Here is a 26,756-nt window from a genome sequence, read left to right on the forward strand (position 1 = left end):
GCGCTCGCGGCGATGGTTTGGGCATTGCCCGCTATGGCGAATGAGAAAATCGCCATTCAGGTCAACAGCGCCGATCCGCAAGTGATGAACATGGCGCTGAACAACGCGCTCAACATGATCAAATATTACAAAGACAAAGGCGAAGAGGTCCAGATCGAAATGGTCACCTACGGGCCGGGGCTCAACATGCTGCGCGCCGACACCTCGCCGGTGAAAGCCCGCGTCGAGGAAATGGCGATGCTGGGTCAGCCGATCCATTTCCGCGCCTGCGCCAACACGCTCGCGGCGATGACCAAGAAGCTCGGGAAGGAGCCTCCTATGGTCGAAGAGGCGGAAATCGTTCCCTCCGGCGCGGCCTATCTCGTCGACCTGCAACGCGATGGCTACGCCTATCTGCGGCCCTGACGGACGACCGCGCGGGCGGCCCTTCGCTTTCCGCGCGCTCCAATCTGAACGGACGACCGCGCGGGCGGCCCTTCGCTTTCCGCGCGCTCCAATCTGAATTGCGACCCATCTCGCCCCGCTCGGCTTTCCGCGCGGGGCGGTTTACGTTACAGGCAGGGCTGTTTGATTGACCCCCCGGCAGGATCGGCTATCCTCTTGACAAACAAGAGCAGAAACGGGCCCGCATGACCGCCCTCTCCGAATATGAACGCCTCGAGGCGATCGGTATATGGCGTCCCGATGCGGACGCGCAGCGCCGCGAGGTGATCCTCTCGCTGGGCGACGCGACGCTTGTGCTGTCGGAGGCGCGCTCCGGCACGGCGCTCGCGCATTGGTCGCTGCCTGCCATGCATCGCCGCAATCCCGGCAAACGCCCCGCGATCTTCGCCCCCTCCGAGGAGCCGGGCGAAGAGCTCGAGATCGAAGACGAGACGATGATCGCCGCGATCGAGAAGGTCCATGCGATCATCGCGGCAAAGCGCCCGCATCCGGGGCGGCTGCGCGGCGTGCTCATCGGGGCGGTGCTGCTGGCGGTTGGCGCCGTGGCGCTGTTCTGGTTGCCCTCGGCGCTGGTCGACCATGCCGCGCGCGTCGCACCGCAGGCCAAACGCGTCGAGATCGGCCGCAAGCTGCTCTCCGAGATGGTGAAGATGACCGGCTCGGCCTGTCACAGCCCCGGCGGCGATCGTGCCCTCTCCGCGCTGGCGGAACGGCTGCCCGGACAATCGGTGATCGCGGTCCTGCCGCAGGCGCTCGAAGGGGCGCGGCTGCTGCCGGGCGGGATGACCGTGGTCGGACGCGACACGATCGACGGGCCGGATACGCCCGAGGTCGTCGCGGGCTACATCATCGCCGCGCAGAACAGCGCCGCCGGAGGGCGCCCGCTGCATCGGATGCTCGACCGTCTGGGTCCGGCGGCAGCGCTGCGGCTGCTGACGACGGGCGACCTTCCCGAGAGCGGGCTGGCGGAATATGCGCAGGACCTGCTGCAGCATCCCCCGGCGCGGGCCGATGGCGACACGCTGCTGCGCGCCTTCCGCGACGCCGGGGTCAGCGCGACGCCCTATGCCTACGCGCTCGACCCGACCGGAGAGTCGGTGCTGGGCCTGATCGAGGCCGACCCGTTCAAGGGCCAGCCTGCGCCGAAGCCGGTTCTGGAAGATGCGCAATGGGTGGCGCTGCAGGACATCTGCTCGGCGCAATGAAAAACGGCCCCGAAGGGCCGTTTGATCTCTCCCGAAATTTCACGCCGCGTCAGCGCACGAGCGCATCCGGGAAGCCCGCCCGACGGGCGCGGCTCAACGCCGAGTTCAGCTTCGCGGTATCGTAGAACGGCCCGGCATAGACCACCGTCAGCTTCTGCGTCTTGGAGGTCGCGACCGGAAGGCCCAGCGCCTGCAGACGCTTCGTCGCGGCGGCGACATTCGCGACATTTCCGAAGCTGCCGACCTGCACATATTGCTTGCCGTTCGAACCGACCGGGGCGACCGATTTGCTCGACACGGTGACGGTCGGCACCACCACGACCCGGGGCTTCGGCACCGGCGGATGAGAGCCCTCGACATAGACCTGATCCGGCGTCGCGGTGGGGCGAAGCTGCATCGGCGTCTCTTCGGTCCAGCGCGCGCGCATCTGTGCGTTGCCGTGGACGGTGCGCGGGCCGCGATAGGGGTTAAGCCGCCCATCGTCGAACGCAGTCGTCCAGCCGTTCTCCGGCTTGGGCGCGCGGGTCACAACCGGGGCAAGCCCACCGACGCTCACGCTGTGAGACAAGCGCGACGGATCGCGCGGCACAGGTGGAGAGGTCGGGGTCGGCGAATAGGGCGAGCGCATCGCGGCAGTGGCGCGGGCCGCAGGGTTCGCAGCCACGGTTACCGACGCAACCGGCACGGTGGGCGCCAGGCTGGCCGTATGGCCGCAGACGATGCCGCGGTCGCTATTCATCTGCGGCACCCAGCGCACGGCCCCGCCATAATCCGCGCGCACGAACACGCAGCCCTGACTGTCGACATATTGCGGATCGGTATAGCTCGCCGGGGGCATTTCGGCAGGCGCATATTGCTGCGCCCGCGACTCCGATGCGAAGCCTCCCAGCCCCAGCGTGAGAATCGCGCCCAGACCAGCCGCCGCCCCTGCTTTCAGTCGCATATCCACCCCCTGATGTTTCCAAGGGGAGGATAGACGGGTTTGCCTTTGAGTAAAGGGTGTTGGCCTTACTTCGTGCCGAACATCCGGTCGCCCGCATCGCCCAGACCCGGCACGATATAGGCGTGATCGTCGAGCCTCTCATCAAGCGCTGCGGTCACGATCGGCACGTCCGGATGCGCCTCTTTCATGCGCGCGACACCTTCCGGGGCGGCCAGCAGGCACATGAAGCGGATATTCTTCGCGCCCTTTTCCTTGATCAGGTCGATCGCCGCGACCGAGGAGTTGCCGGTGGCCAGCATCGGATCGACCACGATGGTCAGACGATCTTCGAGCTCGCTCGGCAGCTTGCAATAGTATTCGACCGGCTTCAGCGTCTCGGGGTCGCGGTAGAGGCCGACAAAGCCCACACGCGCCGCCGGGATCAGCTCGAGCACACCGTCCAGCAGACCGTTGCCCGCCCGCAGGATCGAGACCAGCGCGAGTTTCTTGCCTGCGAGGATCGGCGCGTCCATCTCCTGAAGCGGCGTCTCGATATTCTTCGAGGTCAGTTCCAGCTCCGCGGTGATCTCATAGGCCAGCAGCAGGCTGATCTCGCGCAGCAGACGACGGAAGGACGCGGTCGACGTGTCCTTCTCGCGCATCAGGGTCAGTTTGTGCTGCACCAGCGGATGTTTGACGACGGTCAGATGGTCACTCATTGTGTTGTCCCTCACAGAAAGCTTTTGCCCGGCCCTTGCGCCGGAATGTTCAGATGCGTGGCGAGCGAGGCCGCTAAGTCGACATACCCCACATTGCCCACGCTGCGCGACCCGATACCGGGGCCCGCGCCCAGAACCGGCACGCGTTCGCGGGTGTGATCGGTGCCGCGCCAGCTTGGATCGTTGCCGTGATCGGCGGTGAAGATCGCCAGATCGCCCGGTTGCAGGCGGTCGAGGAATCGCGCCGCCACCGTGTCGAACCATTCCAGCGCGCGGGCATAGCCCGAGATGTCGCGGCGATGGCCATAGAGGCTGTCGAATTCCACGAAATTGGCGAAGGTGAGCGAGCCCTCCTCGGCCTCATCCGCCAGCCGGATCAGGTGATCGGCCAGATCGGCATCGCCCTTGCCCTTGTGTAAATGCGTGATGCCGCGATGCGAGAAGATATCCCCGATCTTGCCGATCGCATGGGTCACGCGGCCCGCATCATAGGCCCAGTCCAGCAGCGTCGGCGACGGTGCCGGGATTGCATAGTCGCGGCGGTTCGGCGTGCGGGTGAACTGCCCGTTCTCGCCGATGAACGGCCGCGCGATCACGCGCCCCACCTTCATCGCATGCAGCGTCGGCGCGAGTCCCTCGCAGAGCTTCAGAAGGCGGTCGAGGCCGAAATGCTCCTCATGGGCTGCGATCTGGAACACGCTATCGGCGGAGGTGTAGCAGATCGGCCAGCCGGTGCGGACATGCTCGTCGCCCAAGTCTTCGATGATATTGGTGCCCGAGGCGTGGCAATTGCCCAGAATGCCGTCCGTGCCCGCGATTTCGCAGGCTTTGGCGACCAGATCGGGCGGGAAGCTGTTCTTCTGATCGGGGAAATAATGCCATTCCCACGGCACCGGCACACCGGCCAGCTCCCAGTGCCCCGAGGGCGTGTCCTTGCCGGGAGAGATCTCGGTGGCCGCGCCCCAGAGCCCGACAGGTTCGACCATCAGCCCCGGCGCCTCCTCGCCCGAGGCGAGCTTCACGCCCGCGCCCAAACCGAGCCCTGCCAGCGTCGGCATATTCAGCGGACCGGAACGGCCTTCCTCGGCGCGCCCTTCCGCGCAGGCCTGCGCGATATGGCCCACGGTATTCGCGCCCGTATCCGGCGCGCCGTCGTTGAAGAAGCGATCCGCATCGGGCGCGCCGCCGATCCCGACGCTGTCCATCACGATCAGAAAGGCACGGCTCATTGCACATCCTCCGGGCCGATCCGTTCGTGGATCAGGGGCGGCTCTTCGGGCGCCGCGTCGCTCAGCTCGATCGCGGCCAGAAGGGCGGCTTCGGCGGCATCCGCGTCGCGGTCATTCGCGGCATGGATCGTTACCAGCGGCTCGCCCGCCGCCATGTCCTCACCCAGCGCCACGATCTCCCACAGACCGACCGAGGGGTTGATCTTGTCGGTGCCAACCAGACGCCCGCCGCCCAGATGCACCACCGCCTCGCCCACCGCGCGGGTGTCGATGCGGCTGACGAAGCCCGCGCGCGGGGCCTCAACGGCCCGGATCACGGGGGCGGAGGGAAGACGGTCGGGGAAGCGTTCGACGAAATCACTCGGACCTCCCAGCGCCGCGACCATCTTGCCGAAGACCTCGACCGCGCGCCCGTTGCTGAGCACCTCGTCGATCCGTGCCGTGCCCTCGACCGCGTCCTTGGCCAGCCCCGCGAGCACCAGCGCCTCGCCGCCGAGCGCCGCGGTCACATCCCACAACGCCTCGTTCACGCCAGTGCCGGTCAGCGTCTCCATCACTTCGATCACTTCCAACGCATTGCCCGCCGAATGGCCCAGCGGCTGATCCATGTCGGTGATCAGCGCCGAGGTCTTGCAGCCCGCACCATTCGCGGTGGCGACAAGGCTCTGCGCCAGCGCCTTCGCATCCTCGGGCCGCGCCATGAACGCGCCCGAGCCGACCTTCACATCGAGGATCAGCCCTTCGAGCCCCGCAGCCAGCTTCTTCGACAGGATCGACGCGGTGATCAGGTCGATGCTCTCGACCGTGCCGGAGATGTCACGGATCCCGTAGAGCCGCTTGTCGGCCGGGGCGATCTCGCCCGTCGCACCGACGATGGCGCAACCGACCTCGCCCACCACCTTGCGCAAAGCGCCGATGCCGGGCGTCGCGTCATAGCCAGGGATCGCTTCCATCTTGTCGAGCGTGCCGCCGGTATGGCCCAAGCCCCGCCCCGAGATCATCGGAACGTAGCAGCCACAGGCCGCCAGCGCGGGCGCAAGCAGCAGCGAGACGGAATCCCCCACCCCGCCAGTCGAATGTTTGTCGATCACCGGGCCGGGCATGTCCCAGCGCAAAACCTCGCCGGAATCGCGCATCGCTTGCGTCAGCGCGACGCGCCCCTCGGTGCCGATGCCTTTCAGCAGAACGGCCATCGCGAAGGCCCCCGCCTGCGCGTCCGAGACCGAGCCATCGGCCAGACCGCGCGCGAACCATTGGGCTTGATCTGCGCTCAGGCTTTTGCCGTCGCGCACCGATTGGATAATGCTGCGGGCATCCATCAGGTGTTTTCCATATGGCTCATGTCGAAGCGACCCGGCAGCAGATCGCCCACCGTCGTGTCGAGCCGCTCGCCCTCTGTCGTGGCCAGCGTCACCGGCGTGTCGTGGCGCGCGAATTCCGCCAGCTTCTGACGGCAGCCGCCACAGGGCGGCACGGGCGTCGGGCTGTCGGCGATCACGGCGACCTCGGTGATCTCGGTCTCGCCTGCCGCCACCATCGCGGCAATCGCGCCGGCCTCGGCACAGGTACCTTCGGGATAGGCCACGTTCTCGACATTCACGCCGCTATAGATGGTGCCGGACGCCCCGCGCACCGCCGCACCGACCTTGAATTTCGAATAGGGTGCATAGGCGTTTTCGCGCACCTGACGGGCAGAATCGAGCAACGACATCGGCGGTCTCCGGGCCATGGCCGGAGCGTAAAATTTGTCCAGCCGGTTGAGTTCTCCCGATCCTGCGCCGCGCCTGCGTCGGATGCAAGCGCTCACCTCGCGCCACCCCGCCGCCTCGCGTGGAGTTCATGCCGCAACGTAATTTCATGGGGTTGCAATCACCCCCTTCGTGCTATCTAGAACGGCGGGAGAGTCGCGCGCGAAAAATTAGTTTAGCGCTAAACCAGTTTCGGGAGGATCTCATGGAAGAGCTGCGTCAGGACAACCTGCGTCAGTCGGCACTGGACTATCACGCCAAGCCGAAACCCGGAAAACTGGAAATTCGCGCGACGAAGCCGCTCGCCAACGGGCGCGATCTGGCCCGCGCCTATTCGCCCGGCGTGGCCGAGGCGAGCCTTGCCATCAAGGAAGACCCCGACACCGCACGCGACTACACCGCGCGGGGCAATCTGGTCGCCGTCGTCACCAACGGCTCGGCAGTGCTGGGCCTGGGCAATATCGGCCCGCTCGCCGCGAAGCCGGTGATGGAAGGCAAGGCGGTTCTGTTCAAGAAATTCGCCGATATCGACTGTTTCGATATCGAAGTCGCCGAGAACGACCCCGAGAAACTGGCCGAGATCGTCTGCTCGCTCGAGCCCTCTTTCGGCGCGATCAACCTCGAAGACATCAAGGCGCCCGACTGCTTCATCGTGGAGAAGATCTGCCGCGAAAAGATGAACATCCCGGTCTTTCACGACGACCAGCACGGCACCGCGATCGTGGTGGGGGCCGCCGCGACCAACGCGCTGCGCATCGCGAAGAAGAACTTCGAGGACATCAAGATCGTCTCGACCGGCGGCGGGGCGGCGGGCATCGCCTGCCTCAACATGCTGCTGAAACTGGGCGTGAAGCGCGAGAATGTCTGGCTCTGCGACATCGAGGGTCTGGTCTACGAGGGCCGCGAAGCTGACATGACCCCGCAAAAGGCGGACTATGCGCAGGACAGCGATCTGCGCACGCTCGACGAGGTGATCGAAGGCGCGGATATGTTCCTCGGCCTCTCCGGCCCCGGCGTGCTGAAGCCCGAGATGGTGCAGAAGATGGCCAAGCAGCCGATCATCTTCGCGCTGGCGAACCCGAACCCGGAAATCCTGCCCGACGTGGCCCGCGAGGTCGCGCCCGATGCGATCATCGCGACCGGGCGCAGCGATTTCCCGAACCAGGTCAACAACGTGCTGTGCTTCCCCTTCATCTTCCGGGGCGCATTGGACGTGGGCGCGACCACGATCAATGACGAGATGCAGATCGCCTGCGTCGAAGGGATCGCCAAGCTCGCGCGGCAAACGACCTCCGCCGAGGCTGCCGCCGCCTATCGCGGCGAGAAGCTCACTTTCGGTGCGGATTACCTGATCCCGAAACCCTTCGATCCGCGGCTGATCGGCATCGTCGCCTCTGCCGTGGCGAAGGCCGCGATGGAAACCGGCGTGGCGGCCCGCCCGCTGGAAAACCTCGACAGCTACAAGGTTCAGCTCGACGGCTCGGTGTTCAAATCCGCGCTGCTGATGCGCCCGGTCTTCGATGCCGCCGCGACCGCGAGACGTCGTATCGTCTTCGCCGAGGGCGAAGATGAGCGCGTGCTGCGCGCCGCCAACGCGATGATCGAGGAGACCACCGACACGCCGATCCTGATCGGTCGTCCCGACGTGATCGGGATGCGCTGCGAACGGGCGGGTCTGCCGCTCGATCTGGGCGCAGTCGAGATCGTGAACCCGGAAAACGACCCGCGCTATCGCGACTATTGGGGCACCTATCACGAGTTGATGGCCCGGCGCGGCGTCACCCCCGATCTGGCGCGCGCGATCATGCGCACCAACTCCACCGCCATCGCCGGGGTCATGGTCCATCGCGAGGAAGCGGATTCGATGATCTGCGGCACGTTCGGGCAATATCTCTGGCACCTGAAATACGTGCGCGAAATCCTCGCCCGCGACGGGCTGCATGCCCAAGGCGCGCTGAGCCTGATGATCCTCGAAGACGGCCCGCTTTTCGTGGCCGACACCCATGTCCATCACGCGCCCACGCCCGAGCAGATCATGGAGACGGTCTGCGGCGCCGCGCGCCACGTCTCGCGCTTCGGCCTGAAGCCGAAGATCGCGCTGTGCTCGCACAGCCAGTTCGGCAATCTCGACAGCGACTCGGGCGAGCGGATGCGCGCCGCGATGAACCTGCTAATCCGGCGCGAGGTGAATTTCGACTTCGAGGGCGAGATGCATGTCGATGCCGCCCTCGATCCCGAGACCCGCGCCCGGCTGATGCCGAATTCGCGCTTCGAGGGGGCGGCGAACGTGCTGGTCTTCGCCAATACCGACGCGGCCTCGGGCGTGCGCAACATCCTCAAGATGAAAGCAGGCGGCCTCGAAGTCGGGCCGATCCTGATGGGGATGGGCAACAAGGCGCATATCGTGACGCCCTCGATCACCTCGCGCGGGTTGCTGAACATGTCGGCCATCGCGGGCACGCCGGTCGCACACTACAGCTGAGTCGCGTGCACCTGCGAAATTTGCAAACCCCTCCCGGGCTGCAAAGAAGCTGAATACTCGCCCGCAGTTTGCAAAAGTTTGCGGGCGATTTGTCGCGCTTTCTGCAAATTTTTTCGCGTCGCACCCGATTGTGCGCGGTAACATTCTTGCGCCAACGCGTTGCGCTTCGTAACACATCTCCAAATTCCTGAGGAGGAGATGTTCGCATGGGCTACAAAGAGGTCTATTCCGCCTGGCAGGCCGATCCCGAAAAATTCTGGATGGACGCCGCCGAGAAGATCGACTGGGACGAGAAGCCCTCGAAGGCCCTGTTTGACGGAGACGCGCCGCTCTACGAGTGGTTCTCGGACGGAATGGTCAACACCTGCTGGAACGCGGTCGACCGCCATGTCGAGCAAGGGCGTGGCGATCAGATCGCGATCATGCATGAAAGCCCGATCACCCACTCGACCAAGGGCATCACCTACAAGGAATTGCAGACCCGTGTGGCCTCGCTCGCCGGTGCGCTGAAGATGCGCGGCGTCGAAAAGGGCGACCGCGTCATCATCTACATGCCGATGATCCCCGAGGCGCTGGAGGCGATGCTCGCCTGCGCCCGGATCGGCGCGGTCCATTCGGTCGTGTTCGGCGGCTTCGCGGCGCACGAGCTCGCGGTGCGGATCGACGACTGCACCCCCAAGGCGATCATCGCGGCCAGCTGCGGCCTCGAGCCCGGGCGCACCGTGCATTACAAACCGCTTCTGGACGAAGCGATCGAACAGGCCGACCACAAGCCGGAGTTCTGCGTCATCTTCCAGCGCGAACAGGAAGTGGCGAAGCTGATCGAGGGGCGCGACTTCTCGTGGCACGGCTTCCAATATGGTGTGAAGCCCGCGGACTGCGTTCCGGTCGAGGGCAACCACCCGGTCTATATCCTCTACACCTCCGGCACGACCGGCCAGCCCAAGGGCGTCGTGCGCCATACCGGCGGCCATCTCGTTGCGCTGCAATGGTCGATGAAGAACATCTACAATATCGAGGCGGGCGACCGCTTCTGGGCGGCGTCCGATGTCGGCTGGGTCGTGGGCCACAGCTACATCTGCTACGGCCCGCTGATCGCGGGCGCGACCACCGTGGTGTTCGAGGGCAAGCCGATCGGCACCCCGCATCCGGGCGTGTTCTGGCGGATCATCCAGAACAACCGCATCAAGAGCTTCTTCACCGCCCCCACGGCGCTGCGCGCGATCAAACGCGAGGATCCGAACGGCGAGTGGATCAAACGCTACGCGCTGCACGATCTGCAGGCGCTGTTCCTCGCAGGCGAGCGGGCCGATCCCGCGACCGTCGAATGGGCGCAGAAACATCTCGGCGTGCCGGTGGTCGATCACTGGTGGCAGACCGAGACCGGCTGGGCCATCGCCGCGAACCCGATCGGGATCGAAGAGCTGCCGACCAAGGTAGGCAGCCCCTCGGTGCCGATGCCGGGCTACGACATTCAGGTGCTCGACGAGGGCGGCCACCCGGTCGAGACGGGTCAGCTTGGCGCCATCGCGATCAAGCTGCCGCTGCCTCCGGGCACGCTGCCGACGCTGTGGAAAGCCGAAGCGCGCTTCAAGAAAAGCTATCTCGAGCAATTCCCCGGCTATTACGAGACGGGCGACGCGGGCTATGTCGACGAGGACGGCTATCTCTACATCATGGCGCGCACCGATGACGTCATCAACGTCGCGGGGCACCGTCTCTCGACCGGGGCGATGGAAGAGGTCCTTGCCGGCCATCCCGATGTTGCCGAATGCGCCGTGATCGGCGTGGCCGACGACCTGAAGGGGCAGACGCCGATGGGCTTCCTGTGCCTCAGCTCGGGCTGCAACCGTCCGCATGGCGAGGTGGTCAAGGAATGCGTGAGCCGCGTGCGAGAGCAGATCGGCCCGGTCGCGGCCTTCAAGCTCGCCACCGTGGTGGACCGCCTGCCGAAGACCCGTTCGGGCAAGATCCTGCGGGCTACGATGGTGAAGATCGCGGATGGGCAGGAGTGGAAAATGCCCGCGACGATCGACGACCCCGCGATCCTCGACGAAATCACCGAGGCGCTGAAGGGGCTTGGCTACCCGAAGAAATAAGCCGAGCTTATCATAAGCAGAGCTCATTGTGAGCGACGCAGATAGGCACCACATCAAAAGTTTACGCCCGAGTTAAGAAGCCGCATCCACAATGGGTGCGGCTTTATGCTATTGTTTATGTTATCGAAGGTTAATTTGAGAACCGTACCCCGGAACCATCCATCGAGGGGTTATTTTGACGAACCGAAAGTTGCCCGATCCCGCTGCGCAGGAGCCATTCGCATCGTTGCGATGCGATCTCGGTCCTTTATGGCAGCACGATCTGCGCGCCGCGCTTGCAGATGTGATGTGCGGTCTGGATGCGGCGCTCGCCGATCCGGGCGGTCAAAGCACGCATGGACAATTGGAGCGCGCGCGCGAAGCGGCGAGCGATCTGGCCCAGCTGCTCGATCTGGACGGGGCGAAGGAATTTGCGCCCGCCGCGCCGAGAGATGACGCGGCAAGCAAGTTTTCCGACGCGTCCGAGGCAAGCCCCGCCCCTCCGCATTTGGTCATTGCCGACGCGCTCGAACGGGTGCGCCGCCGCTGGACAAGCGCGGCCCATGTTCGGGGCATGTCACTCGCGATCCACATGGCCCCCGATCTGCCGCCCGTTCTGGCGATCGATCGCGTGCCGCTCAACCGCATCTTCGCCAATCTGATGCGCAACGCGCTGTGCTATGCCCAGCGCGGCACGATCCACCTGTCGCTCGACTTCGACCCGACCGAGGGGCTGCTGCTGACCGTGCGCGACGAGGGCGATGGCTTCCCAGAGGAACGTCTGCGCGCGCCAGCCTGCGCAGGGCAGCGCAGCGAGCCCGCCACGTTCCGCAACCCCGAGGGGCAAGGTCTGGGCCTCGCGATCTGTCACGCGCTGGTGGCAGAGGCCGGCGGCAAGATCGACCTCGCCAACGCGCCGCAAGGCGGAGCCGAAATCCGCGTGTCGCTCCCGGCCCGTCCCGTCGATATCAGCTCCACGATGCGCGATGCCCCCCTGCCCGATCTGAGCGGGTGGAACGTGCTCATCGCCGATGACAGCGAGATGAGCCGCGCCGTGCTCGAGCAGTTCCTGAGCGCGATGGGCGCGCAGGTGACCGGGCTACGCCGCGGCGACAGTGCGGCCGCGCAACTGCGGGCCGAACGCTTCGATCTCGCTGTGCTGGATGTCGAGATGCCCGGCTGCCGCGGCCCCGAAGTGATCGCCAGCATTCGCCGCTCCGGCCTGCCTTGGGCGGACCTGCCGATCATCCAGTGCAGCGGCTATCGCGACGTCGAGAAAGGCGCGGCCGATGCCTGCCTGATCAAGCCGGTGCTGGGCCTGCAGCCGATCCTGCGCGCCCTGGAAGAGGCTGGTTGCATGACGACCGTGCCGCGCGTAACTACGCCGCCGCGCGGCTTGCTCGCCCATCTGCGTCTTGCCGAGAAGGCATTGCCAGCGGGGCTCGGGCAGGAACTGATCGCCGATCTCGAGACGGTACGTCACGGGCTGTCGCTCGCACTGCCCCCTTTCGACCTCTGCGCCCTGCAATTGCTGAGCCATAAGCTCAGTGCGGTGGCCGGAGTGGCGGGTGATCACCCCCTCTCGCGGCATGCACGCGCGCTTGACAGTGCAACCCGACATGGGACTTATGAAGATATTCAAGATCTTGGCCGGGTCGCCCTCATTTTCATCGACCGGCTGATAGCCACCACCCGAAATAATTTGAACACGAAGACTGATTTACAGCATGAGAACTAGTGCCTCCGATACGACCACCCCGGACAGGGATACCAGCTCCAAGACGGATAGTCCGCAACACGGCCTCAGTCGAAACGGGCGGAACGGCGTCGACACCGAGACCGAACATTTTCTATTGATCGAAGATGTGGGATCGCTCCGGGCGATCTATGACGCCTATCTGCGCAACGCCGGCTTCATCACCCATCTCGCGGCAAGCGCCGAGGAAGGGATGCGCATCTTCCGCGACAACCCGATCCGCATGGTGCTGCTGGACCTGATGCTGCCCGATCGCGACGGCGACACGCTGATCGCCGAAATGCTGGCCCTGCGACCCTATGCGGCGATCATCGCGGTCACTGCCGACCGCTCGATCGATCGCGCGGTGCGGGCGATGCAGGAGGGCGCGATCGACTTCCTCGTCAAACCGATCGACGAACCTCGCCTCAGAAGCGCCATTGAGAGCGCGCGCAGCCTGTCGCTGCGTTCGGACTTCGACGACGCGAGCGCCAGCGAGGAGACGGTCGGGGACTTCGTCGGCAACGCGCCGCAGATGCGGGCACTCTACGCCCGGACCCGCGCTGCCGCCCGCTCGACCGCGCCGGTCTATATCTGGGGCGAAAGCGGTACCGGGAAGGAGCTTTGCGCCCAGGCGGTTCACGCCACGAGCCCCCGCGCCGATGGTCCCTTCATTGCGCTCGATTGCGGCGCCCTGGCCGCCGAACGCGTCGACAGCGAACTCTTCGGCCACAACCGCGGGGCCTTCCCGGGCGCTTTGGAGGACAAGGACGGCGCGCTTCTCGCCGCCGACGGTGGCACGCTTCTGCTCGACAATATCTGCGAACTTGCCCCCACCGCGCAGATCAAGCTGCTCCGGTTCCTGCAGAGCGGCCAAGTCAAACCGCTCGGCGCCAGCCAGCCGGTCGACGTCAATGTGCGTATCGTCTGCGCGGCCAAGAGCTCGCCTAGCGTCATGCTGCAAAACGCTGTGCTCCGCGAGGATCTCTATTACCGGCTGATGGTGCTCACGATCGAGATGCCGCCGCTGCGGATGCACCGCGAGGATATCGGCCCTCTGGCGCGGATGGCGCTGGAGCGGTTCGCCTCCGAGGAGGCGCGCGACTTCAGCGAGATCGAGCCTGAGGCCATCACCCGCCTGGAGGACCGCCCGTGGCCCGGCAACGTCCGCCAGCTGATGAACGTCATCCGCGCGGCGATCGTGATGCATGACGGGCCGGTGCTGCGCGCCCATATGCTGCCGGAATTCGATCCGACGACGAGCCGTGCCGCGCCCACCACCGTCCCGGCGGCCGATCCTTTCGCGGACCGCACGCTGGCCGAGATCGAGCGCGCCGCGATAGAGGCTGCGATCACCCGGCATGACGGATCGATCCCGCGCGCTGCGCTGGAACTGGGGGTCGCGCCCTCTACGATCTATCGCAAGCGCGACGCGTGGCTGTCGAAGGGCTGAGCTTCAGGCGAACTGTTCGCGCATCAACCGCTCTTCGAGCCCGTGACCGGGGTCGAAGAGGATGCAATGCTCGATCTCCGGCTCGGAGCGCACCTCGACCCATTTGACCGGCTTGACCGAGCGGCTGTCCGCATCGGCCATGACCGGGCGCTTGTCGGGTTCGAGAATGTCGAAGCGCACCAGCGCGGAGGATGGCAGGATCGCGCCCTGCCACCGCCGCGGCCGGAAGCTCGCGATCCCGGTCAGCGCCAGCACGTCCGAGCCGATCGGCAGGATCGGCCCGTGGGCGGAGAAGTTATAGGCGGTCGATCCGGCGGGCGTCGAGACGATCGCGCCGTCGCAGACCAGCTCCTCCATCCGCACTTTGTCGTTGATCGAGATCTTCAGTTTCGCCGCCTGCGGGCCTGCGCGCAGCAGCGAGACCTCGTTGATGGCGAGCGCCTCATGCAGCATCCCGTCCTGGGTCTCGGCCTTCATCGACAGCGGATTGATCACCGCCTGCTCCGCCGCCTCGAGCCGCGCCGGCAGATCGTCGGCGACATAGTCGTTCATCAGGAAGCCGACCGAGCCGCGGTTCATCCCGTAAACGGGCAGCCCCGTGCCCTCGTGCAGGCATTGCAGCATGAACCCGTCCCCGCCAAGCGCCACGATCACATCGGCCGCGTAGCGCGGCACCTGCCCGTAGCGCGCGACCAGATCGGCCTGCGCCGCCTGCGCCGTCTCGGCGTGGGAGGCCGCGAAATGGATATGGGTATACTGGTTCGCCACCGCGCGGTCCTCCTGCTTGTCCAAGGTGTTGCAAGGGCTTGGACGAAAGACAAGCGTCAATCCGGCGCGGAAATGACCGATTTGGTCGTTTGTCTGCTTTCAGCCCTGTGAAATCTGCGCTAAACGGTCGGCGACCGGATCTTTGCGAGGAATGGCCATGAAAGACCAACGCGATGCGGGCTTCTTCACCGAAAGCCTCTCCAGCCGTGACCCCGAACTCTTCAAGTCGATCACCGATGAACTCGGTCGCCAGCGCGACGAGATCGAACTGATCGCCTCGGAAAACATCGTCTCGAAGGCGGTGATGGAGGCGCAGGGTTCGGTGATGACGAACAAATACGCCGAAGGGTACCCGGGCAAGCGCTACTATGGCGGCTGCCAATATGTCGACGTCGCGGAGAACCTCGCGATCGATCGCGCCAAGGAGCTGTTCGGCTGCGAATTCGCCAACGTCCAGCCGAACTCGGGCTCGCAGGCGAACCAGGGCGTGTTCACCGCGCTCCTGAAGCCGGGCGACACCATCCTCGGCATGAGCCTCGATGCGGGCGGCCACCTGACCCACGGCGCCAAGCCGAACCAGTCGGGCAAGTGGTTCAACGCGATCCAATACGGCGTGCGCAAGCAAGACAGCCTGCTGGACTACGAGCAGGTCCGCGAACTGGCTCTCGAGCACAAGCCGAAGCTCATCATCGCGGGCGGCTCTGCCATCCCGCGCCAGATCGACTTCGCCAAGTTCCGCGAAATCGCGGATGAGGTCGGCGCTTGGCTGATGGTCGACATGGCGCACTTCGCCGGCCTCGTGGCCGGTGGTCAGCACCCCTCGCCCTTCCCCTATGCCGATGTCGCGACCACCACGACGCACAAGACCCTGCGCGGTCCGCGTGGCGGCATGATCCTCACCAACAACGAGGAGATTGCGAAGAAGGTGAACTCGGCGATCTTCCCGGGCATCCAGGGCGGTCCGCTGATGCATGTCATCGCCGGCAAGGCCGTGGCCTTCGGCGAGGCGCTGCGCCCCGGGTTCAAGGACTACGCCGCTCAGGTCGTGAAGAACGCTCAGGCGCTGGCCGACGAGCTGATGAAGGGTGGCCTCGATATCGTCACCGGCGGCACCGACACCCACGTGATGCTGGTCGACCTGCGTCCGAAAGGCGTGAAAGGCAACGCGACCGAGAAAGCTCTGGGCCGCGCGCATATCACCTGCAACAAGAACGGCATCCCGTTCGACCCGGAAAAGCCGATGGTCACCTCGGGCATCCGTCTTGGCACGCCCGCCGGCACCACCCGTGGCTTCGGCGAGGAAGAGTTCCGCGAGATCGCACGCCTGATCGTCGAAGTGGTCGACGGGCTCGCCGCGAATGGCGAAGAGGGCAATGGCGAGGTCGAAGAGGCCGTGAAAGCCAAGGTCGCGACGCTGCTCAGCGGCTTCCCGATCTACCCCGAGCTGTGATCCGGTTCCGAGATTGAGTTGAAGGCCCCCGCGATCCGGGGGCCTTTTTCATGTCTGGGATCGTGGCGCGATCAGATCGCTCCGGTCCAGACCATCGCGGCCAGCAAGGCGCCGCCCACAATCACCACAATCACGGCGATCGAACTGGCGAGGCCAAGCGCCGCGGCGCGCAGCCGCTCCGCCGCGCCCAGCGGTTCGAGATAGTCGCGACAAGTCGCGAAAGCGCCCTCCACCCTGCGGGCATCCAATTGCCGGGCGATCTTGGGGGCGTGCGCTTTGCGCTCGGCATCGACCAGCACCAGCGCCGCCTTGCGCACCTTGCGCGGCAGCGCCCGGGCCCGCGAGGCGACCCGCGCCTCGAGCGTCGGCCCCTTCGCCCCCAGCCGCTGCGCCAGAAGCCGCGAGACCTGTCCCGCCATCTGATTGATCTTCTCCGGCCCCATCCGGCCCTCTCCCTCACGCCGCGTTCAGCAATTCCGCACCGGACGCTATCCGCCGCGCGAGATCAGCGCAACTGCGCGCATGGCCGCAGATTTTTTCGCATCCGCTCTGGAAGCGCCCCGAGCGGCGATCTAGCTTAGCCCCATGTTGAACACGACCCCCTACACCTCCGACAGCAATCCCGGCGCGCGACCGCTGATCATCGCCCCCGGTCTTTTCGGATCGGCCCGGAACTGGAACGCGATCGCCAAGCGGCTGAGCGCGGACCGCCCCGTCATCGCGCTCGATATGCGCAATCATGGCGACAGCTTCTGGGACGACGATCACAGCTATCAGGCGATGGCCGACGACATCGCCGAGGTGATCGAAGCGAATGGCGGGATCGCAGATGTGCTGGGCCATTCGATGGGCGGCAAGGCGGCGATGACGCTCGCCCTGACGCGGCCGCAACTCGTCGCGCATCTCATCGTCGCGGATATCGCGCCCGAGAACTACGACCACGGCGACAACCACAGCGCGCTGATCGAGGCGATGCAGGGGATGGATATTGCCGACCTCACCTCGCGCTCCGCCGCGGATGAGCGGCTGGGAGAGCAGGTCTTCGATCCGGGCACCCGCGCCTTCCTACTGCAATCTCTGGTGCTGCGCGACGGCCCGCCCCGCTGGAAGTTCAACCTTGCCGCGCTGAAGGCGAATATGGACGACATCCTCGGCTGGCCCGAGGCGCTGGAAGGCAAGCAGTACGACGGCCCGACGCTGTTCCTGTCGGGCGCGGACTCGCATTACGTGAAGCCCGAAATGCACGACCGTATCCGCGGTTTCTTCCCGCAGGCGCGTTTCGAGGAAATCGACAATGCGGGGCACTGGCTGCACGCCGAGAAACCCCGCGAGTTCGAAGCCGACGTGGCGCGTTTCCTCAACTCCGCGAGCTGAGGAAACTGCGCCGCTGCGCTCACGCGCCCGGCTTCATCATCCGCCGGATCAGGTGATCGCGCTTGACGTATTGGTGATAGAGCGCGGCCGCCACATGCAGCCCGGCCAGCCACAGCAAAAGGGTCGTGAGGATCGAGTGCGTCTCTGCCGCCCATCCCTGCTGCCCGTAATAGGCCACGAGCCCCGCAATCGGGATCGCGAACAGCGTCACGTAGAGCAGCCCGTGGACTGCGGCCGCGCCACGGCGGAAAATGGCGGGATCGTTCTCCGGCGGCTCGGGTGCGCCATGGGTCGCGCGCAGTATCAGACGCCAGATCGCGAGCACGAGCACCGCGATACCGAGGACGATGTGACCATAGGTCAGCACCCCGGCGCTCGCCGATCCGCTCTCCATGAGATCGTGGAAGGTGTGCCCCATCGCGTCATTGAACAGATACTGGACGATGAGCAGCAGGACGACGGCCCAGTGGAGCCCAATCTGGGTTTTCGAATAGCCGGGAGCGTAGGACATATTACCTCTTTGAATTGACGAAACGCCGCCGCGCCTCGCCGGACTAGCGCGGCGAAGGCGCAGAGGTTCCGCCCTTCACGAAGTTGGGATTTTCCCGACGCCTGTGCCGCGCCGCGCCGTCAGGCGTTTTCGCGGATCATTTTGGCGATATACCATGCAACGGGAACGGCGACGAGGAACCCGATTACCGCGGAGACGATCATCGCGTTGGTCGTGAACATGTTCATCGTCAGCGCGGCAGTGATGAGGATACCCGCGAGGGTCGGTCCGACGAGGGCGTAGATGATACCGAAGAGGCGCATGTCTGATCTCCATTGAGCGGCGCATTTCGGTGGTCAGACTGACTCCGATCACGCGGATGTGACCTTGATCCGCATCAAGTCCGCGCGGTCGCCGCTGCGGCAGGGCGTCGCATCAGCAATCGAGCTGGAAGCGCGCCTCCCCCGTATCGCCGGGCAGCGAGGGCGATCGGTAGAGCCCGCCCGCCGGTCCCGCGACCTTGCAGCCCGAAACCTGCTCTGCCGCGCGGATCATCAGGGGCGGCACGCGCCCCCGCTCTGCCCGGCGTAGATAGCCCATGCGCACCACCTCCGCCCGGTCTCCCTTGAGGAAGACGACGAAGTCGATGCCGTCGAGCGTGAGGTCATGCCGCGACGCGCCGAGAAACTGCGGCGCTGGGGAGGCGCAGGCTGTGAGGAGGCCAAGAATAAGTAAAAACGGGGCTTTAGACATTGAAAGGCTCCGGGGAGGGACAACCCGGAGCCTTTCAGAGCTTAATTAACAAGAAGTTAACCAGCCCGGGCGGAGTGTGCGGCCCCCGCGAGGGACAAAGCAGGGGCCGCAAGACCGTTCTGACAGGGATCATGCCTGGCGGGGCGGCCAGAACGGGTCATTCCTGTTTATGCGCCGCTCGGTCCAAAGACCTGCGGGAATTCCTAAGACAATCCCGACGATCACGGCGAACGCGAATTCCTGCCATCCGACAAAGCCGAAAGTCAGAGCTGCGATCACCACGACCCCGGTCACGACGAGGGCCGAGAGGGCGGCGAGGAAAAGGCGCAGAGGCTTCTTCATTCGGGCTCTCCCTTATGTGTTCGAGGGCAAAACGCCGCTCCTTGCCTCCAGTTCCACGGAACCGTAAATTTTTTCGTACGTTGGCCGGTGATGGCTTAATAGGAGAGCGAAAGAGATGACGAAATCGGTTCAAATGGCGGCAATGACCGTGATCCTTCTGGGCCTCGCGGCTTGCAACACCGTGCAAGGCGCAGGTCAGGACCTGTCCGTTGCAGGCAACACGATCGCGGGCGAGGCGCGTCAGGCGCGCTAAATTCCAAGCCTGACAGCCAAACGAAAAAGTCAAAGGCCCCGGAGATTTCCGGGGCCTTTGACTTGCCTCTGACGTCAGGGACGCGCCCGGCTCAGTAATTCACATGAGCGACACGGTCCTTCATCGACTCGCCCGGGTCCGACGAGAGCAGGATCTTCGCGCCCGCGACCAACGCGTTGCCGCTGTCCCAGATCTCGGCCTGATCCGGATCGAAGCGCAGCAGCACCAGTTTGGGGTCGTCCTTGCCCTCATACCAGGCGCCGATGAAGGGGTTCCAAAGCCGCTCCACGGTCTCGGGATCGGTATGTTCGACCAGACGCCCCGTGACGGTCGCGAAGACCTTGTGGCCCTTGTCCGAGAAGGTGAACATCGCCCCTGCTCCGGGGGCCAGCCCGTCCATCAATTCCGTGTCGCGCGCAGTGAAGAACCACACCGGGCCGGGCTTCTCCTCGACGATCGCCGTCATCGGGCGCGGCGCTGCCGTCTCGACGCCCGCGCGCGCCAGCATCACGGTGCGATCCGAGTCGAGCGCGTCCCAGAAATCTTTCTCGATCTTGGCTTGGTCGGTCATATCGTTTCCTCCTGAAATAGGTCTGGGAGGAGAACGTGAGGGTGGCGCGCCATGTTCCTCAGAAAGACTGGAGCCCTGCCCTTCCGGCGCGGGCTTCAAAACGAAAAGGCCCGGCGCAATCGCCGGGCCATATTCGTCAACTTCGCGGAAGATCACTCATCCATCTTCAGCGCCGCGATAAACGCGCTTTGCGGGATTTCGACCTTCCCGAACTGGCGCATCTTCTTCTTACCGGCCTTCTGCTTCTCCAGAAGCTTCTTCTTCCGGCTCGCGTCGCCGCCGTAGCATTTCGCGGTCACGTCCTTGCGCATCGCCGACAGAGTCTCGCGCGCGATCACGCGGCCACCGATGGCGGCCTGGATCGGGATCTTGAACATGTGGCGCGGGATCAGGTCTTTCAGCTTTTCGCACATCGCGCGGCCGCGGGCTTCGGCGCGGTCGCGGTGGACCATGATCGAGAGCGCGTCGACCGGCTCGTCATTGACCAGAATCGACATCTTCACGAGGTAATCCTCGCGATATTCGGTGATCTGGTAGTCGAAGCTGGCATAGCCCTTGGTGACCGATTTCAGGCGGTCGTAGAAGTCGAACACGACCTCGGCGAGCGGCAGGTCATAGACGACCATCGCGCGGCCACCGACATAGGTCAGATCCTGCTGGATGCCGCGACGGTCCTGACAGAGCTTGAGCACATCGCCCAGATATTCGTCCGGCACGAGGATCGTCGCCTTGATGCGCGGCTCCTCGATATGGTCGACATAGGTCAGGTCGGGCATGTCGGCGGGGTTGTGAAGCTCGATCACCTCGCCGTCCTTCATGTGGATCTTGAACACGACCGAGGGCGCGGTGGTGATCAGGTCGAGATCGTATTCCCGCTCCAGACGGTCGCGCACCACTTCGAGGTGCAACAGCCCGAGGAAGCCGCAGCGGAAGCCGAAGCCGAGCGCTGCCGAGGTTTCCATCTCGGCCGAGAAGCTCGCATCGTTCAGCTGCAGTTTCTCGATCGCGTCGCGCAGCGCTTCGAAATCATTCGCATCGACCGGGAAGAGACCGCAGAACACCACCGGGATCGAAGGCTTGAAGCCCGGCAGCGCCTTGGCGCAGGGCTTTTTCTCATGGGTGATCGTGTCGCCGACCTTGGTATCGCGCACCTGCTTGATCGAAGCGGTGAAGACGCCGATCTCACCGGGGCCAAGCTCGTCGATATTGACCATCGCGGGTTTCAGAACGGCGAGACGGTCGAGCTTGTAGGTCGCCCCCGTCTTCATCATCTTGATCTGGTCGCCCTTCTTGATCACGCCATCCATGACGCGGATCAGAACGACGACCCCCAGATAGGGGTCATACCACGAATCCACGAGCATCGCTTTGAGCGGCGCGTCGCGGTCGCCCTGCGGGGCCGGCAGACGCTGCACGATGGCTTCCAGAACGTCCGGGATGCCCAGACCGGTCTTCGCGGAAATCTCGACGGCATCCGAGGCGTCGATCCCGATCACGTCCTCGATCTGCTCTTTCACGCGCTCGGGCTCTGCCGCGGGCAGGTCGATCTTGTTCAGGACCGGGACGATCTCGTGATCCGCGTCGATCGCCTGATAGACGTTCGCGAGCGTCTGCGCCTCGACACCCTGCGAGGCGTCGACAACCAGCAACGAGCCCTCGACCGCCTGCATAGAGCGAGACACCTCATAGGCGAAGTCGACGTGGCCGGGGGTGTCGATCAGATTCAGCACATAGGTTTTGCCATCCTTGGCGGGATAGTCGATCCGCACCGAGTTGGCCTTGATCGTGATGCCGCGCTCACGCTCGATATCCATCGCGTCGAGGAGCTGGTCCTTCATATCGCGTTCGGCCACGGTACCGGTCAGCTGGATCAGCCGGTCGGCAAGCGTGGATTTACCGTGGTCGATATGCGCCACGATGGAGAAATTGCGGATGCGATCAAGATCAGTCATGGGCGCGCGTATACAGGGGAAAAAGCGGGCCGGGAAGAGGGATTGAACGCCATCTGCCATTGACCTCGGCCCGGTCGCGTCCGACATATCCCTGAGACACGAAACACGGGAGACGCAAGATGATCTATTCCGTTCCGAACATGACCTGCGGGCACTGCAAAGCCTCGGTCGAAGCTGCGATCGAAGAGGTCGGCGGCAAGGCCGATGTCTATCTGGAAGACCGCGAGGTCGAGGTGGAAGGGCTGCCCGAATCCACCGTGATCAGCGCTCTGAAAGGCGCAGGCTACGAGGCTACCCCGGTCGAAGAGTGATCTGGAGAGCGGACGCCATCCAGATGTAGTGGGCCCGTGCGTGCGCAACGCGACGGCTAGAAAACGGGTTCCCTCCCCTGCCCCGAACCGGCGGAATTCTGCCTGTTTTGTTGCCCGCTTTTTGAATTTGAGTTAGAATCGCGGACAGATGAGCAGGCAGGATCGGCAAACACATGCCGGCCGCAACGACAAAGGGGCAGTAGATGATTTTCAAGACCACACTCGGACTCTGTGCATTCTCGGGCGCCATGGCGCTTGCTTCGATGGCTTCGGCCGGGCCGATCGACAACGCGTGTCAGAAAGCGGGCCGCGCCAGCAATCCCGGCACCTGCGGCTGCATCCAGCAAGTCGCGGACATGACGCTGAGCCATCGCGACCAGCGCCGCGCCGCCAGCTTCTTCCACGATCCCGACCGCGCGCAGGAAGTGCGCATGTCCGACCGCCAGTCGGATTCGGACTTCTGGGACCGCTACAAGAATTTCGCCGCGACGGCGGAAGGCTTCTGCAAGTAAGCGCCTGATCGGCGGCGCGCGGTCTACTGCCCGCGCCGCTTTTCTTCTTCGTCGGCCAGCAGGTCGGCGATCAACTGATCCGCGCCCGCCTCGATCAGATCGAGGGCTCCATCGAAATTGCGGGTGAAATAGGGATCGGGCACATCGCGCGGCCCCTCCGGCCCGTCGATGAACATCTGCACCTGTGCGCGCATCTCGCGCGGCGCCCCGTCAAGCGCATCGCGCAGGTTATTCTCATCCATCGCGAGGATCACATCGAACCCGTCGTAGTCGGCGGGCTGGATCTGCCGTGCGCGCAAGCTCCGCATGTCGTAGCCGCGCGCTTCCGCCGCCGCGATCATCGGATCGTAGGGCGGCTCTCCGAGATGCCAAGTGCCGGTGCCCGCACTGTCGAACTCGATATCGAGCCCGGCTGCAGCGGCCTTGTGACGGGTCACCGCTTCGGCGGCGGGCGAGCGGCAGATATTGCCAAGGCAGAGAAAGAGGATACGCATAGGGGAAGTGATAACGGAGGGCGCAGCGATGGCCAAGGTCGTGATTCTGACGGGCGCGGGAATTTCTGCCGAAAGCGGCATCCGCACGTTTCGGGCAAGCGACGGTCTGTGGGAAGAACACCGCATCATGGACGTGGCGACGCCGGAGGGCTTCGCGCGCGACCCCGCGCTGGTGCATCGCTTCTACAACGCGCGCCGGGCAGCAGCGCGCGCGGCCCAGCCGAACCCCGCCCATGTCGCGCTGGCCGAGCTGGAGGCCGATCCGGGCCACGAGGTTCTGGTGGTGACGCAGAATGTCGATGACCTGCACGAGCGCGCCGGCTCTCAGAACGTGATCCACATGCATGGCTCGCTCTTCGGCGCGCTGTGCCATGCCTGCGACCATCGCTGGCCCGCGCCCGAGGCAATGCAGCCGCAAGACACCTGCCCCGGCTGCGGGCGCAAGGCCACGCGGCCCGACATCGTCTGGTTCAACGAGATGCCCTATCAGATGGATCGGATCATCCGCGAGCTGGAGGCCGCAGACCTGTTCGTCTCGATCGGCACGAGCGGCAATGTGTATCCCGCGGCAGGCTTCGTGCAGGACGCCGCGATGTGCGGGGTGGAGACGCTGGAGCTGAACCTCGACCCCTCGGCGGGCAGCACGATGTTCGACACATCGCGCCAAGGCCCGGCGAGCGTGCTGGTCCCTCAATGGGTACGCGAGCGGCTGGGGTCGCGGTGAGAGGAGCTACAGGGCGGCTGACCGCCCTGCCCTCTCGTCAGTAGCTGTATTCGGCGTAGATCTTGCTCAGATCGCCATTCCACTCGCCGTGATACTTCTCGAGAAGCTCGTCGGCAGGCACGCGACCCGTCTCGACGCTCTCTTCCAGCGCGTTGAGGAAATGGGTCTCGTCGGGGATCATCCCGCCCGCGCCGGGCTTCGCCCGCGCCGCCAGACCGGATTTCGCGATCGCCACCGTCTCGCGTGCGAGATCGTGCAGCTTCACGCCGTTGAACTCGCCCTGCAGCGCATCGACCGCCGCCGCGCGGCGCAGACCTTCGCGGGTCTCGTGATCGAAGCCCTTCACCAGATCCCATGCGGCATCCAGCGCGGTCTGGTCGTAAAGCAGACCGACCCACAACGCGGGCAGCGCGCACAGACGCCGCCACGGCCCGCCATCGGCACCGCGCATCTCGATGAATTTCTTCGCGCGCGCTTCGGGGAAGACGGTCGTCAGGTGATCGGCCCAATCGCTCAGCGTCGGCTTCTCGCCGGGCAGCGCGGGCAGCTCGCCCTTGAGGAAGTCGCGGAAGGACTGGCCCAGCGCGTCGATATATTTGCCGTCGCGATAGACGAAATACATCGGCACATCGAGGACGTAGTTCACGTAAGCCTCGTAGCCCGCACCCTCTTCGAACATGAAGGGCAGCATGCCGGTGCGCGCGTCGTCGAGGTTCTGCCAGATATGGCTGCGCCACGATTTCATGCCGTTGGGCTTGCCGTCGAGGAAGGGCGAATTGGCGAACAGCGCGGTCGCGACCGGCTGCAGCGCCAGCGCCACGCGCATCTTCTGCACCATGTCGGCTTCCGAACCGAAGTCGAGATTCACCTGCACGGTGCAGGTGCGATACATCATCTGCGTGCCCAGCTCGCCCACGCGGCCCATGTAATCGGTCATCAGCCGATAGCGCCCCTTGGGCATCATGTGCATCTGGTCCTGCGTCCAGATCGGGGCCGCGCCCAGACCGATGAACTTCACACCGATATCGTCGGCGACAGACTGCACTTCACGCAGGTGCTCGTTCACCTCGTCGCAGGTCTGGTGGATCGTCTCGAGCGGCGCGCCCGAAAGCTCCAGCTGACCGCCCGGCTCGAGGCTCACATTCGCGCCGTTCAGTTCCAGCCCGATGATCTTGCCCTGCTCTTCCACCGGCTTCCAGCCGAAGCGGTCGCGCAGACCTTCCAGCATCGCCTTGATCGACCGCGGGCCGTCATAGGGCAGCGGCAATTGCTTGTCCGCGCAATAGCCGAATTTTTCATGCTCGGTGCCGATGCGCCAGTCGTCGCGCGGCTTCTCACCTTCGGCCAGATATTCGGCCAGTTGCTCGAAGCGCTCGATCGGGCCACCGCCCTGCTGCGGAATGGACATGTCTTTTCTCGCGTCGCTTTATGGAGCGCCACAGGTGGCGCGGGGGTTGGCTCAAGTCAAGCGTGAAACCTGTTTGCGGGTCCAGAGGCTCTGTGCGGCAGACTTTTGGTCAAGCGCGGCAGAGATCTTCCCCATGTCGATCCCCGGCAGGCTCGCGAAGGCATCGTAGAGCGCATCCGCCCCCGCCGCGTCGAGCGGGATCAGAAGCGCCTCGCCCGAGAGGCTGCGCAGCCGCCAGTATTGCTGGCCCTGCAACGTCAGCAGACGGATTTCCGCCAGTTCGCGCAGGGGCAATTCGCCACCCATCCCGAGGGCCGAGACATTGCTGCCCGGTCCTGCAATGGCGCGCGCCCGGCTGGCTGCGAAATAGGAGATACGGCCCTCGTCGATCTCGACCAGACCCGGCGCATTTGTTTCACGCGCGAAGCGCAGCCGCCGCCAGCCGATCAGCGCCCAGCCAAGCCCGAGCGCGACCGCGACCAGTCCCAGCGGCATCAGGATCAATCCGCCGAGCCAGATCAGCCACGCTCCGAACGCCACCACGACGCCGGCCGCGATCACCTCGCTCCAGCGTTTGAAACCTTCTGCGACCTCGGGACGGATCAACGCCAGTCTCCCAGCGCCGATTGCCACAATGTGATCGCTGCGCAGACCGCGGTATCGGCGCGCAGGATGCGCGGGCCGAGGCTGACCGGAGTGACGAATTCGAGGCTGCGGAGCATCTCGCGCTCGGCCTCCGAGAACCCGCCTTCGGGACCGATCAGGATCGCCCAAGGGCCGGGCTGTAGCCCCGCGAGCGTCTCTGCGGGCCCAACCAGAGCCTCGTCGGCCCAGAGGATGCGGCGGCTCGGATCCCAGCCATCCAGCAGCTTCTTGAGCCCCTGCAAATCCTCGACCGGGGGTACATAGGTGCCCAGACATTGCTCCGCCGCTTCCTTGGCATGGGCCTGCAAGCGGTCCTGCCGGATGCGCGCGGAATTGGTGAACTCGGTCTGCACCGGCAGCACCTTGGCGCAGCCCAGCTCGGTCGCCTTCTCGACGATGAAATCGGTGCGCTCTTTCTTGATCGGCGCGAAGATCAGCCAGAGATCGGGCGGCGCGAGCTGCGGCGCGGCCTGCTCGACACAGGCCAAAATGCCGCGCTTCTTGTGAGCCTCGACGACCTCCGCCGTCCACTCGCCATCGCGCCCGTTAAACAGCGCGACACGGGCGCCCACGGCCAGCCGCATCACCGCAAAGAGGTAATGCGCTTCGTCCTGAGTCAGAGGCACGGCTTGCCCCGCGCCCAACGGGTGCTCTACACAGAGCCTGATCTTGGCACGTTCCATGAGGCGGACTG

At 65.0% G+C, this 26,756-nt stretch carries 29 protein-coding genes; 12 read left to right on the plus strand and 17 right to left on the minus strand.

What is annotated here, in order from left to right; translation table 11 throughout:
• Positions 1-33: 33 nt before the first annotated feature.
• Both BMI86_RS15635 and BMI86_RS15640 read left to right on the plus strand, forming a co-directional pair.
• Positions 34-405, plus strand: coding sequence for a DsrE family protein (locus BMI86_RS15635; protein WP_198453308.1), 372 nt, complete (start codon positions 34-36; stop codon positions 403-405).
• A gap of 224 nt (positions 406-629) precedes the next feature.
• A complete protein-coding gene (locus tag BMI86_RS15640) occupies positions 630-1,649 on the plus strand; it encodes a hypothetical protein (RefSeq protein WP_078542220.1) in 1,020 nt (339 codons plus the stop codon).
• Between the two features lie 49 nt (positions 1,650-1,698).
• On the opposite strand, the gene BMI86_RS15645 is transcribed toward BMI86_RS15640, so the two are convergent.
• The 5 genes from BMI86_RS15645 to BMI86_RS15665 all read right to left on the minus strand — a co-directional run bounded on the left by BMI86_RS15645 (position 1,699) and on the right by BMI86_RS15665 (position 6,230).
• Positions 1,699-2,592: an SPOR domain-containing protein gene (locus BMI86_RS15645; protein ID WP_078542221.1), complete on the minus strand. Its 894-nt coding sequence runs from the start codon at positions 2,590-2,592 to the stop codon at positions 1,699-1,701.
• A 65-nt stretch (positions 2,593-2,657) separates the two neighbouring features.
• Positions 2,658-3,290, minus strand: a complete 633-nt coding sequence (gene upp, locus BMI86_RS15650; RefSeq protein ID WP_078542222.1) for a uracil phosphoribosyltransferase — start codon at positions 3,288-3,290, stop codon at positions 2,658-2,660.
• An 11-nt stretch (positions 3,291-3,301) separates the two neighbouring features.
• On the minus strand, positions 3,302-4,519 hold the full coding sequence (locus tag BMI86_RS15655; protein WP_078542223.1) for a phosphopentomutase: 1,218 nt from the start codon (positions 4,517-4,519) through the stop codon (positions 3,302-3,304).
• Positions 4,516-5,838 (minus strand): thymidine phosphorylase, encoded by a 1,323-nt coding sequence (locus tag BMI86_RS15660; protein WP_078542224.1) that lies wholly within the window; start codon positions 5,836-5,838, stop codon positions 4,516-4,518. Before BMI86_RS15660 ends, BMI86_RS15655 begins: the two co-directional genes overlap by 4 nt.
• Complete coding sequence (locus BMI86_RS15665) at positions 5,838-6,230, minus strand: cytidine deaminase (protein ID WP_075773944.1); 393 nt, start codon at positions 6,228-6,230, stop codon at positions 5,838-5,840. The genes BMI86_RS15660 and BMI86_RS15665 overlap by 1 nt, the downstream gene beginning before the upstream one ends.
• Before the next feature lie 242 nt (positions 6,231-6,472).
• Here BMI86_RS15665 and BMI86_RS15670 point away from each other — a divergent pair, with 242 nt between their 5' ends.
• The 4 genes from BMI86_RS15670 to BMI86_RS15685 all read left to right on the plus strand — a co-directional run bounded on the left by BMI86_RS15670 (position 6,473) and on the right by BMI86_RS15685 (position 14,015).
• Positions 6,473-8,749 (plus strand): NADP-dependent malic enzyme, encoded by a 2,277-nt coding sequence (locus BMI86_RS15670; RefSeq protein ID WP_078542225.1) that lies wholly within the window; start codon positions 6,473-6,475, stop codon positions 8,747-8,749.
• 206 nt (positions 8,750-8,955) lie between these two features.
• Complete coding sequence (locus tag BMI86_RS15675; RefSeq protein ID WP_078542226.1) at positions 8,956-10,848, plus strand: propionyl-CoA synthetase; 1,893 nt, start codon at positions 8,956-8,958, stop codon at positions 10,846-10,848.
• 226 nt (positions 10,849-11,074) lie between these two features.
• Positions 11,075-12,565, plus strand: a complete 1,491-nt coding sequence (locus BMI86_RS15680) for an ATP-binding protein (RefSeq protein ID WP_078542227.1) — start codon at positions 11,075-11,077, stop codon at positions 12,563-12,565.
• A complete protein-coding gene (locus BMI86_RS15685) occupies positions 12,555-14,015 on the plus strand; it encodes a sigma-54 dependent transcriptional regulator (protein ID WP_078542228.1) in 1,461 nt (486 codons plus the stop codon). The genes BMI86_RS15680 and BMI86_RS15685 overlap by 11 nt, the downstream gene beginning before the upstream one ends.
• 3 nt (positions 14,016-14,018) lie before the next feature.
• On the opposite strand, the gene BMI86_RS15690 is transcribed toward BMI86_RS15685, so the two are convergent.
• Positions 14,019-14,783 (minus strand): NAD kinase, encoded by a 765-nt coding sequence (locus BMI86_RS15690; RefSeq protein ID WP_244176601.1) that lies wholly within the window; start codon positions 14,781-14,783, stop codon positions 14,019-14,021.
• Between the two features lie 157 nt (positions 14,784-14,940).
• Between BMI86_RS15690 and glyA the strand changes: the two genes are divergently transcribed.
• Positions 14,941-16,233 carry a serine hydroxymethyltransferase gene (gene glyA, locus BMI86_RS15695; protein WP_078542230.1) on the plus strand — a complete coding sequence of 431 codons (1,293 nt, stop codon included), beginning with the start codon at positions 14,941-14,943 and terminating at the stop codon, positions 16,231-16,233.
• 71 nt (positions 16,234-16,304) lie between these two features.
• Here the strand turns inward: glyA and BMI86_RS15700 are convergent, their stop codons facing one another.
• Positions 16,305-16,676 carry a hypothetical protein gene (locus BMI86_RS15700; RefSeq protein WP_078542231.1) on the minus strand — a complete coding sequence of 124 codons (372 nt, stop codon included), beginning with the start codon at positions 16,674-16,676 and terminating at the stop codon, positions 16,305-16,307.
• A gap of 142 nt (positions 16,677-16,818) precedes the next feature.
• Between BMI86_RS15700 and BMI86_RS15705 the strand changes: the two genes are divergently transcribed.
• Positions 16,819-17,607: an alpha/beta fold hydrolase gene (locus BMI86_RS15705; protein WP_078542232.1), complete on the plus strand. Its 789-nt coding sequence runs from the start codon at positions 16,819-16,821 to the stop codon at positions 17,605-17,607.
• Positions 17,608-17,626: 19 nt separating this feature from the next.
• Here BMI86_RS15705 and BMI86_RS15710 read toward each other — a convergent pair whose 3' ends face one another.
• From BMI86_RS15710 to BMI86_RS15725, 4 genes are all read right to left on the minus strand, one after another.
• Positions 17,627-18,118 (minus strand): cytochrome b/b6 domain-containing protein, encoded by a 492-nt coding sequence (locus BMI86_RS15710; RefSeq protein ID WP_078542233.1) that lies wholly within the window; start codon positions 18,116-18,118, stop codon positions 17,627-17,629.
• Positions 18,119-18,237: 119 nt separating this feature from the next.
• Positions 18,238-18,420 (minus strand): hypothetical protein, encoded by a 183-nt coding sequence (locus BMI86_RS15715; RefSeq protein WP_078522498.1) that lies wholly within the window; start codon positions 18,418-18,420, stop codon positions 18,238-18,240.
• A gap of 112 nt (positions 18,421-18,532) precedes the next feature.
• Positions 18,533-18,850: a hypothetical protein gene (locus BMI86_RS15720; RefSeq protein ID WP_078542234.1), complete on the minus strand. Its 318-nt coding sequence runs from the start codon at positions 18,848-18,850 to the stop codon at positions 18,533-18,535.
• Positions 18,851-18,979: 129 nt separating this feature from the next.
• Positions 18,980-19,192, minus strand: a complete 213-nt coding sequence (locus BMI86_RS15725) for a hypothetical protein (RefSeq protein ID WP_078542235.1) — start codon at positions 19,190-19,192, stop codon at positions 18,980-18,982.
• A 115-nt stretch (positions 19,193-19,307) separates the two neighbouring features.
• Here BMI86_RS15725 and BMI86_RS21040 point away from each other — a divergent pair, with 115 nt between their 5' ends.
• Complete coding sequence (locus BMI86_RS21040) at positions 19,308-19,445, plus strand: entericidin A/B family lipoprotein (RefSeq protein WP_108722389.1); 138 nt, start codon at positions 19,308-19,310, stop codon at positions 19,443-19,445.
• A gap of 91 nt (positions 19,446-19,536) precedes the next feature.
• On the opposite strand, the gene BMI86_RS15730 is transcribed toward BMI86_RS21040, so the two are convergent.
• Together BMI86_RS15730 and lepA are read right to left on the minus strand one after the other, a co-directional pair.
• Positions 19,537-20,016, minus strand: coding sequence for a pyridoxamine 5'-phosphate oxidase family protein (locus BMI86_RS15730; RefSeq protein ID WP_078542236.1), 480 nt, complete (start codon positions 20,014-20,016; stop codon positions 19,537-19,539).
• Positions 20,017-20,168: 152 nt separating this feature from the next.
• A complete protein-coding gene (gene lepA, locus BMI86_RS15735) occupies positions 20,169-21,968 on the minus strand; it encodes a translation elongation factor 4 (protein WP_078522493.1) in 1,800 nt (599 codons plus the stop codon).
• 119 nt (positions 21,969-22,087) lie between these two features.
• On the opposite strand from lepA, the gene BMI86_RS15740 reads away from it, so the two are divergent.
• Together BMI86_RS15740 and BMI86_RS15745 are read left to right on the plus strand one after the other, a co-directional pair.
• Positions 22,088-22,279 (plus strand): heavy metal-associated domain-containing protein, encoded by a 192-nt coding sequence (locus tag BMI86_RS15740; RefSeq protein ID WP_075773932.1) that lies wholly within the window; start codon positions 22,088-22,090, stop codon positions 22,277-22,279.
• Positions 22,280-22,482: 203 nt separating this feature from the next.
• Positions 22,483-22,791 carry a hypothetical protein gene (locus BMI86_RS15745; RefSeq protein WP_078522492.1) on the plus strand — a complete coding sequence of 103 codons (309 nt, stop codon included), beginning with the start codon at positions 22,483-22,485 and terminating at the stop codon, positions 22,789-22,791.
• Positions 22,792-22,814: 23 nt separating this feature from the next.
• On the opposite strand, the gene BMI86_RS15750 is transcribed toward BMI86_RS15745, so the two are convergent.
• The gene (locus BMI86_RS15750) at positions 22,815-23,285 is read right to left on the minus strand and encodes a low molecular weight protein-tyrosine-phosphatase (RefSeq protein ID WP_078542237.1); all 471 of its coding nucleotides are present in this window, start codon (positions 23,283-23,285) and stop codon (positions 22,815-22,817) included.
• Positions 23,286-23,313: 28 nt separating this feature from the next.
• Between BMI86_RS15750 and BMI86_RS15755 the strand changes: the two genes are divergently transcribed.
• Positions 23,314-24,009: an NAD-dependent deacylase gene (locus BMI86_RS15755; RefSeq protein WP_078542238.1), complete on the plus strand. Its 696-nt coding sequence runs from the start codon at positions 23,314-23,316 to the stop codon at positions 24,007-24,009.
• A gap of 37 nt (positions 24,010-24,046) precedes the next feature.
• On the opposite strand, the gene BMI86_RS15760 is transcribed toward BMI86_RS15755, so the two are convergent.
• Genes BMI86_RS15760 through BMI86_RS15770 form a run of 3 tightly spaced genes read right to left on the minus strand, consistent with a single transcriptional unit; the run spans position 24,047 to position 26,745 of the window.
• Positions 24,047-25,417, minus strand: a complete 1,371-nt coding sequence (locus tag BMI86_RS15760; protein ID WP_078522489.1) for a glutamate--cysteine ligase — start codon at positions 25,415-25,417, stop codon at positions 24,047-24,049.
• Positions 25,418-25,468: 51 nt separating this feature from the next.
• On the minus strand, positions 25,469-26,023 hold the full coding sequence (locus BMI86_RS15765; RefSeq protein WP_078542239.1) for a hypothetical protein: 555 nt from the start codon (positions 26,021-26,023) through the stop codon (positions 25,469-25,471).
• A complete protein-coding gene (locus BMI86_RS15770) occupies positions 26,020-26,745 on the minus strand; it encodes a 16S rRNA (uracil(1498)-N(3))-methyltransferase (protein WP_078542240.1) in 726 nt (241 codons plus the stop codon). Before BMI86_RS15770 ends, BMI86_RS15765 begins: the two co-directional genes overlap by 4 nt.
• Positions 26,746-26,756: the final 11 nt, after the last annotated feature.

This window comes from Thioclava sp. DLFJ5-1 (assembly GCF_002020115.1).
Lineage (GTDB): Bacteria > Pseudomonadota > Alphaproteobacteria > Rhodobacterales > Rhodobacteraceae > Thioclava > Thioclava sediminum.